Here is a 16,417-nt window from a genome sequence, read left to right on the forward strand (position 1 = left end):
CACGGTGGTAGCGAGGACCGGAACCCGGCGCCGCCGGCGGTTGGCGGCGGTTCTGATCATAGCGGCGGTTCTCGCGGCACTGCTTTGGCCGCGATTCTGGCTGGTGATTCAGGAAGGCAAGGCACTGCGTTACGCCTTCCCCGCCGCCTCCGGTTCTGACTTCGTACTGCGCTGGACGCACTCGGTGGAAAAAGAAGACTGGGAAGAACGGTTCCAGATTCAGACGAATGGCAGCCTGATGCTGGTGGAGACCCGGTTCAAGACCTTCGGTGCCGGTGTCCCCGCCGCCATGGGCCGCGAAACCCGTCTGGAACAGGGCTGGGTGGTCATGAGCGGCATCCACCGCCCGGTGGATCCGCTGCATGTCCAGGCCGCCGACGCTGAACACTACCGACTACGCTTCCAAGGGAGGACACTGGATCTGACGCATCCCGGTGTCCCGCCGATTCTGACATTCACGACTCGGGAAGCCCCGTTGTTGACGATGCTGCCCGCCCGGTTCGCAACCTGGTGGCGGCAGTGGAGAGCGCCATGAACCCATCTGCTTCATCCCCTTCCTCACGTCCACCGGAACCGGAAGCGGTGGAAACGGATCCCGCCATCAAGGAAGCGCTGGAAAAATACGATCGCGAGAGTCTGGTCCGCGACGCCCTGCCCCGCTGGCTCCTCGCCTTTATTACCGTTGTGTGCGTCCTGCTGGCGTCCTTCCATTTGTACACGTCCTTTTCCGGGCCGCTGGTGGATATCGCCCAGCGCAGCATCCACCTTTATGTGTTGCTGGCACTGGCGTTCATTCTCTATCCGATCACCAAAAAAGGCGCCCGCAACCGGGTGCCCTGGTTCGATGCCATTCTGGTCATCGTTGCCTTTGCCATTGGCATTTATATGCTGGTGGTGACGGACCGGGTGATCACCTCGGGCGGCCGCATCAATCACGTCGATATGGCGGTGGGCGCGGTGGCGATCCTGCTGGTGCTAGATGCCACCCGCAGGGTAACCGGCTGGGGGTTACCGATCTTGGCCTCACTGTTCCTGGTCTACGGCTTCTACGCCAAACTGTCTTTCTATCCACAGATCAACGAGGCCATCCTGCTGGCCACCGGCCGGCAGATCATGTCGCACCTGGTGTTCATCACCGAAGGCCTGCTCGGCACCGCCATCGCGGTCTCCGCCAGCTACATTATTCTGTTCATTCTGTTCGGCGCTTTCCTGGTGAAATCCGGGCTGGGTCAGTTGTTCAATGATCTCGCCCTGGCCGTGGCCGGCCACACCCGGGGCGGTCCCGCCAAGGTGGCGGTACTGGCCAGCGGTTTTCTCGGTTCCATCAACGGCTCGGCCATCGCCAACGTGGTGACCACCGGCGCCTTTACCATTCCGTTGATGAAGCGAACCGGCTACAAGCCCAATTTCGCCGGCGCGGTTGAAGCCTCCGCCAGCGTCGGCGGACAGATCCTGCCACCGATCATGGGCGCCGCCGCCTTCATCATGGCGGAGGTGCTGTCGGTGCCCTACACCCAGGTGATCATGGCCGGCATCATTCCCGCCCTGCTGTTCTATCTCGGTGTGCTGTTCCAGGTGCACCTGCGCGCCATGCGCAACGGCCTGGAAGGGATTCCCCGCTCCCAACTGACACCGATCAAGGAAGTGATGCTCAAGCGCGGTCACCTGCTGGTGCCGATGGCGGTACTGATGTGGCTGCTGTTCGAAGGGCGCGCTCCGTTCTTCGCCGCGTTCTGGTCCATCGCCGCCACCGTGCTGATCTGCGGCACCCGGCGGGTGACGATCGGTGCCATGATCCTGCTCACGCTGTTGATATTCGAGCCTCAGTTGCGCGCCCTGATTCTTGGCCATTCCATTCCGTCCATGCCAACCAGCCGCTTAACGCTGTTCGCGGTCATCGCCATTCCGGTGCTGATCAACGCCGTTCGCGCCCGGCTTGGCCTGGTGGCGGAGAAGATGGATGTGGCCGACTGCCGTGACGCCATGACCGACGGCGTGCGCAATTCCATCCCCGTGGCCCTGGCCTGCGGCGCCGTGGGCATCATCGTCGGGATCGCCACCCTCACCGGCATCGCGCTGGAAGCCGCCGACGCGGTGGTGCAATTGGGACGGGCCATTCCCTACCCGACGCTGCAACTGCTGGCGACCCTGATGCTGACCATGATCGCGTCCATCGTGCTGGGCATGGGGCTGCCAAGCATCCCCACCTACATCATCACCAGCACCATGGCGGCGCCGATCCTGCTCAACCTGCCCTTGTTCCGCGAACTGGCCGGCGACAACGACACCGCCATCTTCATCGCCCACATGTTCGTCTTCTACTTCGGCATCTTCGCCAATCTGACGCCACCGGTGGCCCTGGCCGCCTACGCCGGCGCCGGCATCAGCGGCGGCTCGCCCAACGCCACCGGCTTCCAGGCGATGAAACTGGCGGTGGCCGGCTTCGTCGTGCCTTACATGTTCGTGTTCGCCCACAACATGCTGATGATCGACGCCACCGTCGGCAACATCATCTGGGTGATCATCACCGGGACGGTAGGGGTACTGCTGTTGGCGGTGGCGGTGGAAGGCTACCTGCGGCGTCCGCTGAGCGCGGTGTGGCGTCTGCTGGCGTTGGCCGGCGCGCTGTCACTGATCTATCCCGGCCTGTGGAGTGACGTGCTGGGCGCGGTGATTACGGTGACGCTGTTTTTGTTGGCGAAGAAAGAGGGTTCCGCGACGCCGATCGAGACCCGTGTCTAGAGCCGGCAACCGTACAAAGGTGCATGACGGGGGCCTCGCCCGTCTTGCACTCAGCGCCTACCAGAGTTCACTTTTTACTTATAAAGCGAAACTGAGGCCCTTTACAGTGCTCTTTTTTTCCCTATACTGCAAAAATGAACAAAAAATGCACTATTCAGATTTTCGTGAATGGCGCCTGGCAAGATGCCGCCCTTGTTGGTCTGACCGGGCCAGTGGAGCTAGGCTGGCAGGCTTCCTGTTATGGCGGCTACACGTTGGACCATGTCATTACCTGGCCGGACAGCCGGGACGCGCACGCCTGCAGCCATACCTGGCCGGTCAGTGCGGAAATTAGTGAATGGGAGACCTGGCCGGCTTTTCTGATTGACCTTCTTCCTCAAGGTTTCGGCCGCCAGGAAATACTCAAACAGCTATCTTTGAAGGACGGCCCCAGCTCCGATTGGGCGCTGCTTCTGGCCGGCGCCGGCAACCCGGTTGGTAATCTGCGCATAAAAGAAGCCTGGAATTGGCTCCAACAGCATAGCCCACCGCAACAAACCGGTTTTCATTTCAACGAAGTGGCCCAACGGCATGAGGACTTCGTCGAGTACCTCGCCACCCATGGATTATTCGTCGCCGGCTCATCCGGCGTACAGGGGGAGTGGCCCAAAATTCTACTTACCGAGGCCGACGATGGCCTGCTCTATCTGGACCATTTACTACCCGACCAGCGGGCGCGCCGGCACTATCTAGTTAAGTTCACCCGTTCCGGACCACAGGACCTGAACCTGATCCTGGAAGCGGAAGGGAAATACATGGCCTGCGCCCGGCACTTGGGACTGCGTGTCCACGCTCTCCCCGAATACCATGGGAACACTTTGTTCATTCCCCGCTTTGATCGCCACTGCGAGTCCGGACAGGTGCAACGCATCGCCCAGGAAAGCCTCGCTTCCCTATGTCAGCGATCCGGTTTCGGCGTTCGCATCAGCCACAACGAGGCTTGTGTCGCCATTGCCAATGCCGTCACCGATCCGCAACGGGAGATCATCGAATACCTGAAACGGGATCTGGCCAATATCGTCATGGGCAACAAGGACAATCATAGCCGCAATACCGCCATCAGCCGGGATAACAACGGTCTGATAGCGCTTACGCCCCTCTATGATTTCGCTCCCATGTATCTTCACCCCGACGGCATTGCCCGAACCAATCGCTGGCGCGAGCATGACCGGGGGCAGCCTGACTGGCGCAGCGCTGCTGAACAAGCGGCCGACGCCAGCGGTGTTGCTGTCGAACCGTTGATTCAAGCGCTCAAGGACATGGCCCACCCTCTTACTACTCTGGAAACCGTTATGCACGAACAGGGCCTGGCGCCGGAAATCATTCAGAGAGTCTCATCCCAAGCCGTGGCAACCGCCAAGACCCTGGGAGCGCTGTAAATGGACAAGCGATACAGTCAGTTGGACGCGCATCAGCAGTTGGAACAGCGGCGGCAGGTGCTGCGCTCCATTCACGAGCACCCCGGCCAATCGCTTTCAGAAGTGATCAAAATTCTGCGCAAGGAACTGAGACTGACGTTGCAGGAATACAGCGCGCTCACCGGCATTTCCCCAAGAGTGATTCACGGTATTGAACATGGGACGGGCAACCCGACATTGAGTACGGCGGAGAAGTTGTTAAAGCCGTTTGGGTTGCGATTGGGTGTGGTGTAAGAGCAGGTTTTCAAGGATTTCAGTCTACGAGGCTGGGCCCCGCTTTTTGTCTGCGATTGCAAAGAAAAAAAGCAAGACCCGACCCCGATATGCCTTATTTTTCTTTTTTACCAACTAGCAATTAGCCCCGGCAAGAACTGGGAAGATACTGGCTAGTAACGGTGGTACCGTCTGCAGTATCGCCACAACGCCAGCCGAAGATCGGATCACCAGCGGTACCTGCAGCAGTGGTAGCGTCGGTCAGCGGCACCAGGGTCAGCACGTTGGCACCGGCCAATTGCGGAATCTCAGTGGTATTAATCGTGATCGTGATAGCACCGGCAGCACTGGTGGCAACACTATCAACTTTTGCTGTGTTATTGCCCAATGCTGCACTAGTTTCACATCCCCAGGCATCAGCAGCCGGCAACGCACTTCCACTTTGGTATACCTCCGTCACCGTAGTACGGCAAGCGGAACCAGCAAGGATGGCCTCGGATACTTTTGCGCGCACGGTGTAGTCCTGATAAGCAGGCAAAGCCACCGCCGCCAGAATCCCGATGATCGCCACCACGATCATCAATTCAATCAGCGTAAAACCCTTTTGCACGTTTTTCATTGTTGCGTCTCCATAGCGGGAACTGTGTTTTCCGTGCTCACCCCCAAGGCGAGCGTCGCGCCTTCCTCAATGCAGCTACCGGGCCAATTTGCCTGAGCCAGGATTCACGGGGGCCGGAGACAAAGTGTGAACGGTGCACTCTGCCACTATGCGTCAGCCATTGACCGGTTTTGTCACCTGGAATGGACGGGTTTGGGCACCTGCTCGGGTGGCGGCTCCGCTCCAGGACCCCCTCTCCGGCAAGGAAGTGGGACCCGGTTCTCAGCCACCGGGCACCGGCTCTTTACAGCCTGGGGAAAGGCTGCCAATCTTCTGATGCATAAGAATTATTTCCTATTAACAAACTTACTCTTTCCGACCCATGAGCAGTCCTCAATCATCCCTGAGCGGCCTCGCCCGCCGCCTGGTCAACGAAGGCCATCTGTCCACCGAGCAGGTGATGGAAGCCGCTGGTGCTGCCCGTCGAGAGCAGATGCCTCTGGTCCGCCGTCTGGTGGGCTCGGGTCTGCTGACCGCCGCCACCGTGGCACGGGCCTCCGCCGAGGAGTTCGGGGATCCGGTCATAGATCTGGATGCGTTCTCCCCGGATGTCCTGGTCAAGGATCTGGTGGATACCAAGCTGATTGCCCGCCACACCGTCCTGCCCCTGTATAAAAGGGGCAGTCGTTTGTTCGTCGCCGTCTCCGACCCCACCAATCTGCCGGCGCTGGAGGAAATCCGCTTCAATACCGGCCTCAACGTGGAAACGGTGATCGTCGAAGACGACAAGCTGACCCGTTGGATCGACCGGTTGGAATCGGAGGCGGAGGGCAAGGCGTTCGCCGATCTCGACGAGGGCCTGGACAATCTGGACGTGGCCAACGGCGAACCGGCCGCGGATTCCAAGGATGAAAGTAACGGCGCCGACGATGCCCCCATCGTTCGCTTCGTCAACAAACTGCTGCTGGACGCCATCAAGGGCGGCGCCTCGGACCTGCACTTCGAGCCCTACGAAAAGACCTACCGCGTACGCTTCCGTCAGGACGGTGTGTTGCAGACCATGTCCAAACCTCCGATCAACAGCGCCAGCAAGATCGCCGCCCGGCTCAAGGTGATGGCGCGCCTGGATATTTCCGAACGGCGGGTGCCCCAGGACGGTCGCATCAAGCTGAAGATTTCCAAGAATCGCGCCATCGATTTCCGGGTCAACACCTGCCCCACTCTGTTTGGCGAAAAGATCGTGCTGCGGATTCTGGATCCGGACAGCGCCAAGATGGGCATCGATGCTCTGGGCTATGAGCCCGAGCAAAAAGACATGTACATGAGAGCCCTGAACCAGCCCCAGGGCATGATCCTGGTCACCGGCCCCACCGGTTCTGGTAAGACCGTGTCTCTCTATACAGGTGTGAATATTCTCAACACGCCGGAGCGCAACATCTCCACCGCCGAGGATCCGGTGGAAATCAACCTGGAAGGCATCAATCAGGTCAACGTGAATCCCAGGCAGGGGCTGGATTTCTCGTCCGCGCTACGAGCGTTCCTGCGTCAGGATCCCGACGTTATTCTGGTGGGGGAGATCCGCGATCTGGAGACCGCGGAAATCGCCGTGAAGGCGGCCCAGACCGGCCACCTGGTGTTATCGACCCTGCACACCAACAGCGCTCCGGAAACCCTGACCCGTCTGCGTAACATGGGGGTGCCGTCCTTCAATATCGCCACCTCGGTGAGTCTGATCATCGCCCAGCGCCTGGCCCGCCGCCTCTGCAGCCACTGCAAGGAACCGGTGGATGTGCCCAAACCCTCGCTGCTTGCGATGGGTTTCACGGAACCGGACGTCGAGAGTGGCTTTACTGTGTTCGGCCCGAAAGGCTGCCAAAAATGCAATAACGGCTACAGGGGCCGGGTCGGGATCTATGAAGTGGTGCGGGTCACGGACGGCATTGCCCGCATCATCATGCAGGAAGGGAATTCCATCGAAATCGCCGACCAGTGCCGCAAGGAAGGCTTCAACGATCTGCGCCGCTCCGGGCTGCTCAAGGTGATGCAGGGGGTCACCAGTCTGGAGGAAATGGACCGGGTCACCAGCGGCCACTAGAACGTTTATGGGGGACGTGTGCGCGGAATTTCCGTGGCGCGTGACACGATTAAGGGGGATACAGGACGCCTATGGCTAAGACAGCGGCGCAGCAGAAAACCGCCACTTTTCTCTACGAAGGCCTTGATCGCAAGGGCAGCAAAGTCAAAGGGGAAATCAGCGGCAAGGGCCCGGCGCTGGTGCGCGCGGAACTGCGCCGCCAGGGCATTCAGGCACGCAAGGTCATCAAAAAAAGGGAGCTGTCCCTGGGTGGCAAAAAGAAGATCAAACCCGCCGATATCGCCCTGTTCACCCGCCAGATGGCCACCATGATGAAAGCCGGCGTACCCTTGGTGCAATCCTTCGATATCGTTGCCGATGGCCTGGACAATCCATCGATGAAGGACGTCGTGCTGAAGATCAAGACCGAGGTGGAAGGCGGCAACAACTTCGCCGGAGCCCTGCGACAGCACCCTATGCTGTTCGACGATCTGTACTGCAGCCTGATCGAATCCGGCGAGGCTTCCGGCTCGCTGGAGACCATGCTGGATCGTGTCGCGCTCTATAAAGAAAAAAGCGAAGCCTTGAAATCCAAGATCCGCAAGGCGGTGAAATACCCCATTGCCGTCATCTGTATCGCCGTCATCGTCACCGGCATCCTGCTGGTAAAAGTGGTGCCGACCTTTCAGGAATTGTTTGAAGGGTTCGGGGCCGAGTTGCCCGCCTTTACCCAATTCGTTATCGGACTGTCCGAAGGACTGCAGGCTCATTTTCTCCCCATACTGCTCGGTGGTGGCGCACTCATTGCTGGCTTCATCCAGGGAAGGAAGCGTTCCCAAGCGTTCAAGGACGCCGTCGATCGCTTATTGCTGCGCTTGCCGATTATTGGCGACATTACTCACAAAGCCACCGTGGCCCGGTTCGCCCGAACCCTGTCCACCACCTTCGCCGCCGGGGTTCCTCTGATCGACGCCCTGGACGCCTGTGCCGGCGCCACCGGCAATGTGGTTTATCGCAAGGCGGTACTACAGGTCAAAGAAGACGTGGCCACCGGCCAGCAGCTACAATTCGCCATGCGCTCCACCGGCGTGTTCCCACCGATGGCTTTGCAGATGACCGCCATCGGCGAGGAATCCGGGGCTCTGGACGGTATGCTTGGTAAAGTCGCCACCTACTACGAGGATGAGGTGGATAATCTCGTGGATGGTCTGACCAGCATGCTGGAGCCGCTGATCATGTCGGTGCTGGGGGTGCTGATCGGCGGCCTGATCATCGCCATGTATCTGCCGATCTTCCAACTGGGTCAGGTGGTCTGACCGACAACAAACAGGATAACGTCATTCGTGTTTAGCTTTCTCGCCGACCAGCCCGCACTGCTCATTATCTTCTGTACCGTGTTCGGGCTGCTGGTGGGCAGCTTTCTCAATGTGGTGATTCACCGCGTACCGCGAATGATGGAACGCACCTGGCGGCGTGAAGCCCAGGAAGTGCTGGAACTGCCCATCGAGGAAACCAGTCCCTACAACCTGGTAGTACCCCGCTCCCGCTGCCCGCATTGCGATCATGCCATTCGCTGGCATGAAAACATCCCGGTGATCAGTTGGCTGTTATTGAAAGGACGCTGCAGTGCCTGCGGCCAGGGCATCAGTGCCCGTTATCCACTGATCGAGCTGCTCAGCGCCCTGATCGCCGCCGTTTGCGCCTGGCAGTTTGGTTATGGGAGCTGGCTGGTGTTCGTGCTGTTCGCCAGCTTTACCCTGCTGGCATTGGCGGCCATCGATCTGGATACCACGCTGCTCCCTGACGCCATGACCTTCCCGTTGCTGTGGGCGGGTCTGCTGGCGGCGTTGCTGGGCATCTCACCGGTTTCCCTGCCGGACGCGGTCGTCGGCGCCATGGCCGGTTATCTGTCGTTGTGGAGCCTGTATTGGGTATTCAAACTGGTCACCGGCAAGGAAGGCATGGGCTACGGTGACTTCAAACTGCTCGCCGCTCTGGGTGCTTGGCTGGGCTGGCAGTATCTGCCGCTGGTGATTCTGTTGTCCTCGGTGGTGGGTCTGGTGTTCGCCATTGGCATGATGGCGCGTGGCGGTCTCAAGAAGGGTCAGGGCATCCCCTTCGGGCCCTATCTGGCCATTGCCGGCTGGATCGCGCTGTTGTGGGGCGACACCATCGTCGGCGCCTATCTGGGTCTGTTTCAGTTCTGAGAGGGGGCTACGACGTTTATCCCCTTTCATGCTCCGCCTTCTGGATTTTTGTTATTGTGCCGTGTAGTTTGCAGACCAGTTCCGGGTGGAGACAAAGCATGTATGTGGTAGGTGTGACCGGTGGTATTGGCAGTGGCAAAACCGCCGCCACCGATTTCCTGGCCCGTCTGGGCATTACCATCGTCGATGCGGATCAGGCATCCCGGATCGTGGTGGAGCCGGGGCAGCCGGCACTCCATGCCATCGTCGATCGCTTCGGCGAGCGGATACTGCAGGAGGACGGCACGCTCAATCGCCGCGCTCTGCGCGATATCGTTTTCAGCAATGATCAGGCGCGGCGGGAGCTGGAAGCGATAACCCATCCGGCGATCGGCGACCAGTTGCGCCGGCAGATCCAGGACAGCGACAGCGACTACACCGTGCTGGTCTCGCCTTTGCTGCTGGAAGGACGGCAAAAGGACATGACCCATCGCGTTCTGGTGGTCGATGTGCCCGGTGAAATTCAGGTGGCCCGCACCGTCAATCGGGATCAGGTCCCCATGGAGCAGGTGGAGGCGATCATGCGCGCCCAGCTATCGCGGGAAGAGCGCCTGGCCCTGGCCCACGATGTGGTGACCAACGACGGTCCCCTGGAACGGCTTCATCAGCAACTGGAACAACTGCATCAACGTTATCTGGAGTTAGCCCGACGTCATGGCGGATAACACCACTCGTATCTACCCCTGTCCCCATTGCAAGAAACCCACCCGCTGGGACGACAATCCCTGGCGGCCGTTTTGCAGCGAACGCTGCAAGATGATCGATCTGGGCGCCTGGGCCTCGGAGCAACATATGATTCCGGGGGATCCAAACGCACCAGTGGACGATCTCGACGACCCGGAGCGGTAATCAATCCACCCCGGGCCAGAAGGCGCGGATGCCGGCGACGCCATAGGCGCCGTGTTCGCGGGCCGTGGTCAGATCATCCGGGGACAACCCGCCCAGGGCATAAAACACCAGGGGCCGCCCCTCGGTGAGCGCGGCGAAACCGTCCCATCCCATGGGCGCCACATCAGGATGCGTGGCGGTGGCCGCCACCGGTGACACCACCGCCATGGGGATATCCAGCGCCAGAGCCTGCTCCAGGGCGGCAGCATCGTGGCAAGCGGCGGAGATCACGCCGGCAAACCCGCTCAGTTCCGCGGCCGACGCTGCCATCAGAGCCCGCCGGCTCAGATGCAATCCGGCGGCCCCTTCCCGCGCCGCCAGCGCCGCATCATCCCGGACCCAGAAAGGCAGGCCCCGTTCACGGCAGCACGCCGCCAGCCTCGGCAGTGCCGGATCCTGACTCCAGCCACGCAGATACACACCCTGCCGTCGCGGGTCCAGCCGCTCCAACCCCTGGACCACGGCTGGCTCCTCGAGCCCCTCGGGCACCACCACCCACTCCGGCGGCAGTCTCAGCGCCAGCGCCACTGGGCGATTGGCGGCGGGAAACGCGCGCTCGGTGATATCGGCCAGCGGCACCCACTCCACCGGCTGGCCCTCGCGGCCGTGGGGCTCGCCGCTGTAGCGCCGCACCTCACGAAAATGCAGGGTGACCTTGAGGTCCGGGTAGCGGTGGCGCACAGTCATGAACGGCGCGCATCCGGTCACATCCAGCCCGAGCTCCTCGTGCAGTTCGCGGGCCAGGGCAACGTCGAGGGCCTCTCCCGGCTCCACCTTGCCGCCCGGGAACTCCCACAGCCCGCCCTGATGCTTGTGCTCCGGGCGGCGGCTGAGACACAAGCGTCCGTCTCCGTCGCGAATAATGCCCGCCACCACCGTGATTTCCGGAACGGTCTCATGGGAATCGGACATGGTCAGGTACGGTACTCGGCGTTGATTTTCACGTAGTCATAGCTGAAATCACAGGTCCACATTTGCCCTCGACCCGTTCCCGCCGCCAGGTCCACGCGGATGGTGATTTCCGCACGTGCCATGACGGCGGCGCCGCGTTCCTCGGTGTAATCGTCGTCGACGCCGCCTTCATTGACGATACGAACCTCATCCAGCCAGATCGCCACCCGGTTCACATCCAGGGTGTCGATCGGCGCCCGCCCCACGGCGGCCAGGATCCGGCCCCAGTTGGGGTCGGAGGCAAACAGGGCGGTTTTGACCAACGGGGAGTGGGCAATGGTCTCCGCCACCGCCAGGGCGTCAGCGTCACTGGCGGCGCCTTGCACCTGAATCTCGACGAACTTGGAGGCCCCTTCGGCATCGCGGATCAGCGCCTGGGCCAGTTCCACGAACACCTGCTCCAACGCCTGAAACACCAGGCGGGCAGCTTCGCTGTCCTCCTGCTCGATCGGCGCCGCTCCGGACTGGCCGGTGGCGATCAGAATGCAGGCGTCATTGGTGGAGGTGTCACCATCCACGGTGATGCGATTAAACGAGGCGTCCGCCAGTTGGCGCACCCAGCGATCCAGCACCGGCTTGGCGATATCCGCGTCGGTGGCGATGTAACCCAGCATGGTCGCCATGTTCGGCCTGATCATGCCGGCCCCCTTGGCGATGCCGGTGATGTTCACCGGTACGCCGTCCAGCTCCAGGCGGTGACTGGCCACTTTCGGCACCGTATCGGTGGTCATGATGCCCTCGGCGGCACGACCCCAGCCGTGCTCATCCAGGGTCTCCAGCGCCGCCGGCAAACCGTTTTCGAACGGCTCCATGGCGAACGGTTCACCAATCACGCCGGTGGAAAACGGCAGCACCTCAGCCGGATGACACAGAGCCAGTTCCGACAGCAACACGCAGGTCTCCTCACACAGCGCCACCCCCTTGTCACCGGTACCGGCATTGGCATAGCCGGTGTTGATCATCAGGTAGCGAGGGGCTTTTTCCGCCAGGTTACGGCGTGCCACCTGTACCGGCGCGGCCTGGAAGCGGTTGCGGGTGAATACGCCGGCGGCACGGCTGCCTTGCGCCAGCTCGATCACCACCAGGTCCTTACGTTGGGCTTTTTTTATGCCCGCTTCCACCGCGGCCAGGCGCACCCCGGCCACCGGAAACCACTGCGACTGCGTCATGTTCGATCCTTCACCAAGGGTCATGGAATAATTCGGGCCATCTGTTCGCGGCCCCGGTTAATAGCATGGCCTTTCCTGGCCGAAAGGGGCAAGGGCCCCGAACGCACCAACCCCGCCGATGGCGGGGTTGGATGGGAAAGTGCTCACCCCTTGCGGGGGACCACAATGATCACGTTTCCAGACGGCCGCAGCAGTGCTTGTACTTTTTGCCGGAACCGCAAACACAGGGTTCATTGCGGCCCACCTTGCGGCCTTCACGCACCACCGGCTGGGCTACCTGCGGCGGCCCCTGGGTCTGGATACCGTCGCCGGACGCGGTGGGCGCGGCCATCTGCTCTTGTTGCGCCTTCATCCGCTCCGCCTGTATCCGGGCTTCTTCCTGGCGCTGGGCTTCCAGCCGTTCCACTTCGTCATCGCGTCGCACCTCGAAATTATGCAGTACGCGGATCAGCTCGTGCTGGATCTGGTTCAGCATGGCCTGGAACAACTCGAAGGCTTCCTTCTTGTATTCCTGTTTCGGGTTCTTCTGCGCGTAACCGCGCAAGTGGATGCCCTGGCGCAGATGATCCATGCTGGCCAGGTGGTCTTTCCAATGACGGTCGAGGATCTGCAACATCAGGTGTTTTTCGATCTGGCGCAGAGTTTCCTCGCCGACTTCCTGCTCCTTGCGGCGGTATTCCTCTTCCATGGTCTCGATGACCTTTTCCACCACCCCGTCGATGTGCAGCCCGGTATCTTCCTGCAGCCACTGGCTTACCGGCGCCCGGCAGCTGTACTCGGTCGCCAGGGTACGCTCCAGTCCATCCACATCCCATTGATCTTCCACGGAACCGGGCGGCATGTAGGCGTGAATTTCATCCGGCATCACGTCACGACGGATGCTTTCGATGGAGGACGCTAGGCTCTCGGATTCCAGAATCTGCTCGCGCTGGCTGTACACCACGCGGCGCTGGTCATTGGCCACGTTATCGTATTCAAGCAGATTCTTACGGATATCGAAGTTGCGCGCTTCCACCTTGCGCTGGGCGTTCTCGATGGCGCGGGTCACCCAGCGGTGCTCGATGGCCTCACCGTCCTTCAGGCCGAGCGAACGCATCATGTTACGTACCCGGTCGGAAGCGAAGATGCGCATCAGGTCGTCTTCCATGGACAGGAAAAAGCGGGTGTACCCCGGATCGCCCTGACGGCCGGCACGGCCACGCAACTGGTTGTCGATACGGCGGGATTCGTGCCGCTCGGAGCCGATGATATGCAAGCCGCCGGCCTCCAGCACCCGGGCGTGGTTGTCCCGCCATTCGTCCCGGATCTTCTGCGCTTCCGCGCCATCCGGATCGTCGAGATGCTTGATCTGCTCCTCCGGATTGCCGCCGAGCACGATGTCGGTACCCCGGCCGGCCATGTTGGTGGCGATGGTCACGCTGCCCGGGCGCCCGGCCTGGGCAATGATCTGGGCTTCACGCTCGTGCTGCTTGGCGTTCAGCACCTCGTGTTTGATCTTGTCCTGATTGAGGCGATTGGACAGGTATTCGGAGGCCTCGATGGTGGCGGTGCCCACCAGCACCGGCGCGCCTTTTTCGACGCACTGTTTCACTTCGTCGACAATCGCTTCGAATTTTTCCTTCAGCGTCAGATAGACCAGATCGTTGGCGTCGATCCGCGCCATCGGACGGTTGGTGGGGACCACCACCACATCCATACCGTAGATCTGACGAAACTCCACCGCTTCGGTGTCGGCGGTGCCGGTCATACCGGAAAGTTTGTCGTAAAGACGGAAGTAGTTCTGGAACGTGGTCGAGGCGAGCGTCTGGTTCTCCTGCTGGATGCGCACCCCTTCCTTGGCTTCCACCGCCTGGTGGATGCCGTCGGACCAGCGCCGGCCCGGCATGGTCCGACCGGTGTGCTCATCGACGATAACGATCTGGTCGTTCTGCACCACGTACTCCCGATCCCGGTGGAACAAGGCGTGGGCCTTCAGGGCGGCGTGCACGTGATGCAGCAGCGTCAGATTATGGGCCGCGTACAGGCTCTCCCCCTGCTCCAGCAGATCGTTCTCCACCAGCAAGGACTCGATCAGCTGGTGGCCTTCCTCGGTCAGCTCCACTTGCCGCTGTTTCTCATCGATCACATAGTGACCGGTTTCATCGCCCTCTTCCGGCTGCGGCTGAAGCCGTGGCATCAGCAGATTGATCTGGCGATACAGTTCGGAGGAGTCGGAGGCGGGACCGGAAATGATCAGCGGGGTACGGGCTTCATCGATGAGGATGGAATCCACTTCATCGACGATGGCGAAGTTGAGTTTGCGCTGCACCCGGTCTTCCAACCGGAAGGCCATGTTGTCACGCAGATAGTCGAAGCCGTATTCGTTGTTGGTGCCGTAAATAAGGTCGGAACCATAGGCTTCGCGTTTTTCCGGCGCCGGCTGCTGGGAGTAAATAATGCCGACGGTGAGGCCGAGAAACTCGTACAGGGGACGCATCCAGTTGGCGTCCCGCTCGGCCAGGTATTCGTTTACGGTCACCACGTGCACGCCCAGACCGGACAGGGCGTTGAGATAGGCCGGCAAGGTCGCGGTGAGGGTTTTACCTTCACCGGTACGCATCTCGGCGATACGCCCTTCGTGCAAAGCGATCCCGCCCAATAACTGCACATCGAAGTGACGCATGCCCATGACTCGCGTGGCGGCCTCGCGGACCACGGCGAACGCTTCCGGCAACAGCTCATCCAGCGTCTTGCCCTCGGCGAAGGCGCCCCTCAATTCGCCGGTCTTGGCTTTCAGCGCCTCGTCATCCAGTTTGGCCATGTCGTCACCAAGCGCGTTGATCGCCGTGACCAGGCGGCTCATACGCTTGAGTTCACGGTCATTTTTGGTGCCGAAGACTTTCTTTGCGATGGAAGACAGCATGAAACGTCCGTTTTTTCTCAATGGGTGGAGCAGAGCGCCCCGCGCTAAGGAGGGATCATTCTACTCACGAGATTGGGTAGGGGCGACCATAATTCAAGCCTTGGGCGGAGGAATCAAGACCCGGGTGACGGTCCCGGGCCAATGGGGGCGCTTGACAGCACCCCGCCCCTCCCGGAATGACCAGGCTAGCGGCGCGCCCGAGCGATATAAGGGGAAGGATCCACCTGTTGGCCGTTCTTCAACACTTCATAGTGCACGTGGGGACCGGTGGAACGGCCGCTGGTGCCAACGATGGCGACGGTATCGCCGGTGCGCACGATATCCCCGACTTCCACGGTGACGCTCTTGGCATGGGCATAGCGGGAGCTGATGCCGTTACCGTGATTGACTTCCACCAATTGGCCGTAGCCGGTTTTCTTGCCCGCGAAGGTGACGACACCGGACGCGGTGGCAATGATCGGCGATCCGTCCCGGGCGGCGAAATCCACGCCCTTGTGCCACGCCACCCGGCCGCTGAACGGATCGGTGCGGCGGCCATAACGGCTGGACATCCAGCCATGCGGAATCGGTCGGCCGGAAAGGAAGGTTTCGTCCTTGAGCTGACGGTTGGCCAGCAGCTTTTCCAGGATGTCCAACTGCTGCTCGCGCCGCTGCAAGGCGGTGGTCACCCGCTCCAGTTCCTGCATGAAGGACGGCGGCGTAAAGCTGCTGCTGCCCTCCACTTCAGGCCCCCCGATGGCCGGGGCGCTGCTGAAATCAAATTCCTGGCCGTCGATGCCGGCCACGTCCACCAGGCGTTCCCCGAGCGCGTCCAGGCGTACCAGACGGGCTTCGGTGTCCGCCAGTTGCAGGGTCAGGGCGCGGAACTGCTCAGCGCTGAGACGGGACAAGTCCGCCACTTCACGCTTCTGCTCGTTGAGTTCGCTCTGGAACCGCTCGGCCACGGCTTCGGTGTATGCCGGCGGCACCAGTTTGTAGTTCAGCCAGTAGGCGCCGGTACCCAGGGCCACCGGCAGCGCCACCATTACCAAAAGCGCCAGATACAGCCAGGATCGGGATAACTGCACCGATCGGGCATGGCCGCCCTTGCTGTTAAGCCATATGATGTTCATGAGTGTGGAAACACCCCTTCCAAAAAGTCTTCAGGCCAGCGGTCTGCAGGCCCGCGGAATATCCA

At 61.1% G+C, this 16,417-nt stretch carries 14 protein-coding genes; 9 read left to right on the plus strand and 5 right to left on the minus strand.

The window, feature by feature from the left end; all coding sequences use genetic code 11:
• Positions 1–4 precede the first annotated feature (4 nt).
• From B5T_RS17145 to B5T_RS17160, 4 genes are all read left to right on the plus strand, one after another.
• On the plus strand, positions 5–535 hold the full coding sequence (locus tag B5T_RS17145) for a DUF1850 domain-containing protein (RefSeq protein ID WP_229682985.1): 531 nt from the start codon (positions 5–7) through the stop codon (positions 533–535).
• Positions 532–2,742 (plus strand): TRAP transporter permease, encoded by a 2,211-nt coding sequence (locus B5T_RS17150; RefSeq protein WP_014995796.1) that lies wholly within the window; start codon positions 532–534, stop codon positions 2,740–2,742. The genes B5T_RS17145 and B5T_RS17150 overlap by 4 nt, the downstream gene beginning before the upstream one ends.
• A 134-nt stretch (positions 2,743–2,876) precedes the next feature.
• On the plus strand, positions 2,877–4,160 hold the full coding sequence (locus tag B5T_RS17155; RefSeq protein WP_014995797.1) for a type II toxin-antitoxin system HipA family toxin: 1,284 nt from the start codon (positions 2,877–2,879) through the stop codon (positions 4,158–4,160).
• Complete coding sequence (locus tag B5T_RS17160; protein WP_014995798.1) at positions 4,161–4,433, plus strand: helix-turn-helix domain-containing protein; 273 nt, start codon at positions 4,161–4,163, stop codon at positions 4,431–4,433. It abuts the gene before it with no gap.
• Between the two features lie 121 nt (positions 4,434–4,554).
• Here B5T_RS17160 and B5T_RS17165 read toward each other — a convergent pair whose 3' ends face one another.
• Positions 4,555–5,031, minus strand: coding sequence for a pilin (locus B5T_RS17165; RefSeq protein WP_014995799.1), 477 nt, complete (start codon positions 5,029–5,031; stop codon positions 4,555–4,557).
• Positions 5,032–5,392: 361 nt separating this feature from the next.
• Here B5T_RS17165 and pilB point away from each other — a divergent pair, with 361 nt between their 5' ends.
• From pilB to B5T_RS17190, 5 genes are all read left to right on the plus strand, one after another.
• Positions 5,393–7,105 (plus strand): type IV-A pilus assembly ATPase PilB, encoded by a 1,713-nt coding sequence (gene pilB / locus B5T_RS17170; protein WP_014995800.1) that lies wholly within the window; start codon positions 5,393–5,395, stop codon positions 7,103–7,105.
• Between the two features lie 71 nt (positions 7,106–7,176).
• Positions 7,177–8,400, plus strand: a complete 1,224-nt coding sequence (locus tag B5T_RS17175) for a type II secretion system F family protein (protein WP_014995801.1) — start codon at positions 7,177–7,179, stop codon at positions 8,398–8,400.
• 27 nt (positions 8,401–8,427) lie between these two features.
• Positions 8,428–9,291, plus strand: a complete 864-nt coding sequence (locus tag B5T_RS17180) for a prepilin peptidase (RefSeq protein WP_014995802.1) — start codon at positions 8,428–8,430, stop codon at positions 9,289–9,291.
• 98 nt (positions 9,292–9,389) lie between these two features.
• A complete protein-coding gene (gene coaE, locus B5T_RS17185) occupies positions 9,390–9,995 on the plus strand; it encodes a dephospho-CoA kinase (protein ID WP_014995803.1) in 606 nt (201 codons plus the stop codon).
• A complete protein-coding gene (locus B5T_RS17190) occupies positions 9,985–10,179 on the plus strand; it encodes a DNA gyrase inhibitor YacG (RefSeq protein WP_014995804.1) in 195 nt (64 codons plus the stop codon). The genes coaE and B5T_RS17190 overlap by 11 nt, the downstream gene beginning before the upstream one ends.
• Here the strand turns inward: B5T_RS17190 and B5T_RS17195 are convergent, their stop codons facing one another.
• The 4 genes from B5T_RS17195 to B5T_RS17210 form a co-directional block, all read right to left on the minus strand.
• The gene (locus tag B5T_RS17195) at positions 10,180–11,130 is read right to left on the minus strand and encodes a Nudix family hydrolase (protein ID WP_014995805.1); all 951 of its coding nucleotides are present in this window, start codon (positions 11,128–11,130) and stop codon (positions 10,180–10,182) included. It abuts the gene before it with no gap.
• 2 nt (positions 11,131–11,132) lie between these two features.
• Positions 11,133–12,338: a bifunctional glutamate N-acetyltransferase/amino-acid acetyltransferase ArgJ gene (argJ, locus tag B5T_RS17200; protein WP_014995806.1), complete on the minus strand. Its 1,206-nt coding sequence runs from the start codon at positions 12,336–12,338 to the stop codon at positions 11,133–11,135.
• 169 nt (positions 12,339–12,507) lie between these two features.
• Positions 12,508–15,240: a preprotein translocase subunit SecA gene (gene secA / locus B5T_RS17205; protein ID WP_014995807.1), complete on the minus strand. Its 2,733-nt coding sequence runs from the start codon at positions 15,238–15,240 to the stop codon at positions 12,508–12,510.
• 185 nt (positions 15,241–15,425) lie between these two features.
• Entirely contained in the window at positions 15,426–16,352 is a 927-nt protein-coding gene (locus B5T_RS17210; protein WP_014995808.1) for a M23 family metallopeptidase, read from the minus strand.
• Positions 16,353–16,417: the final 65 nt, after the last annotated feature.

Origin of the sequence: Alloalcanivorax dieselolei B5 (assembly GCF_000300005.1) — a bacterium.
GTDB lineage: Bacteria > Pseudomonadota > Gammaproteobacteria > Pseudomonadales > Alcanivoracaceae > Alloalcanivorax > Alloalcanivorax dieselolei.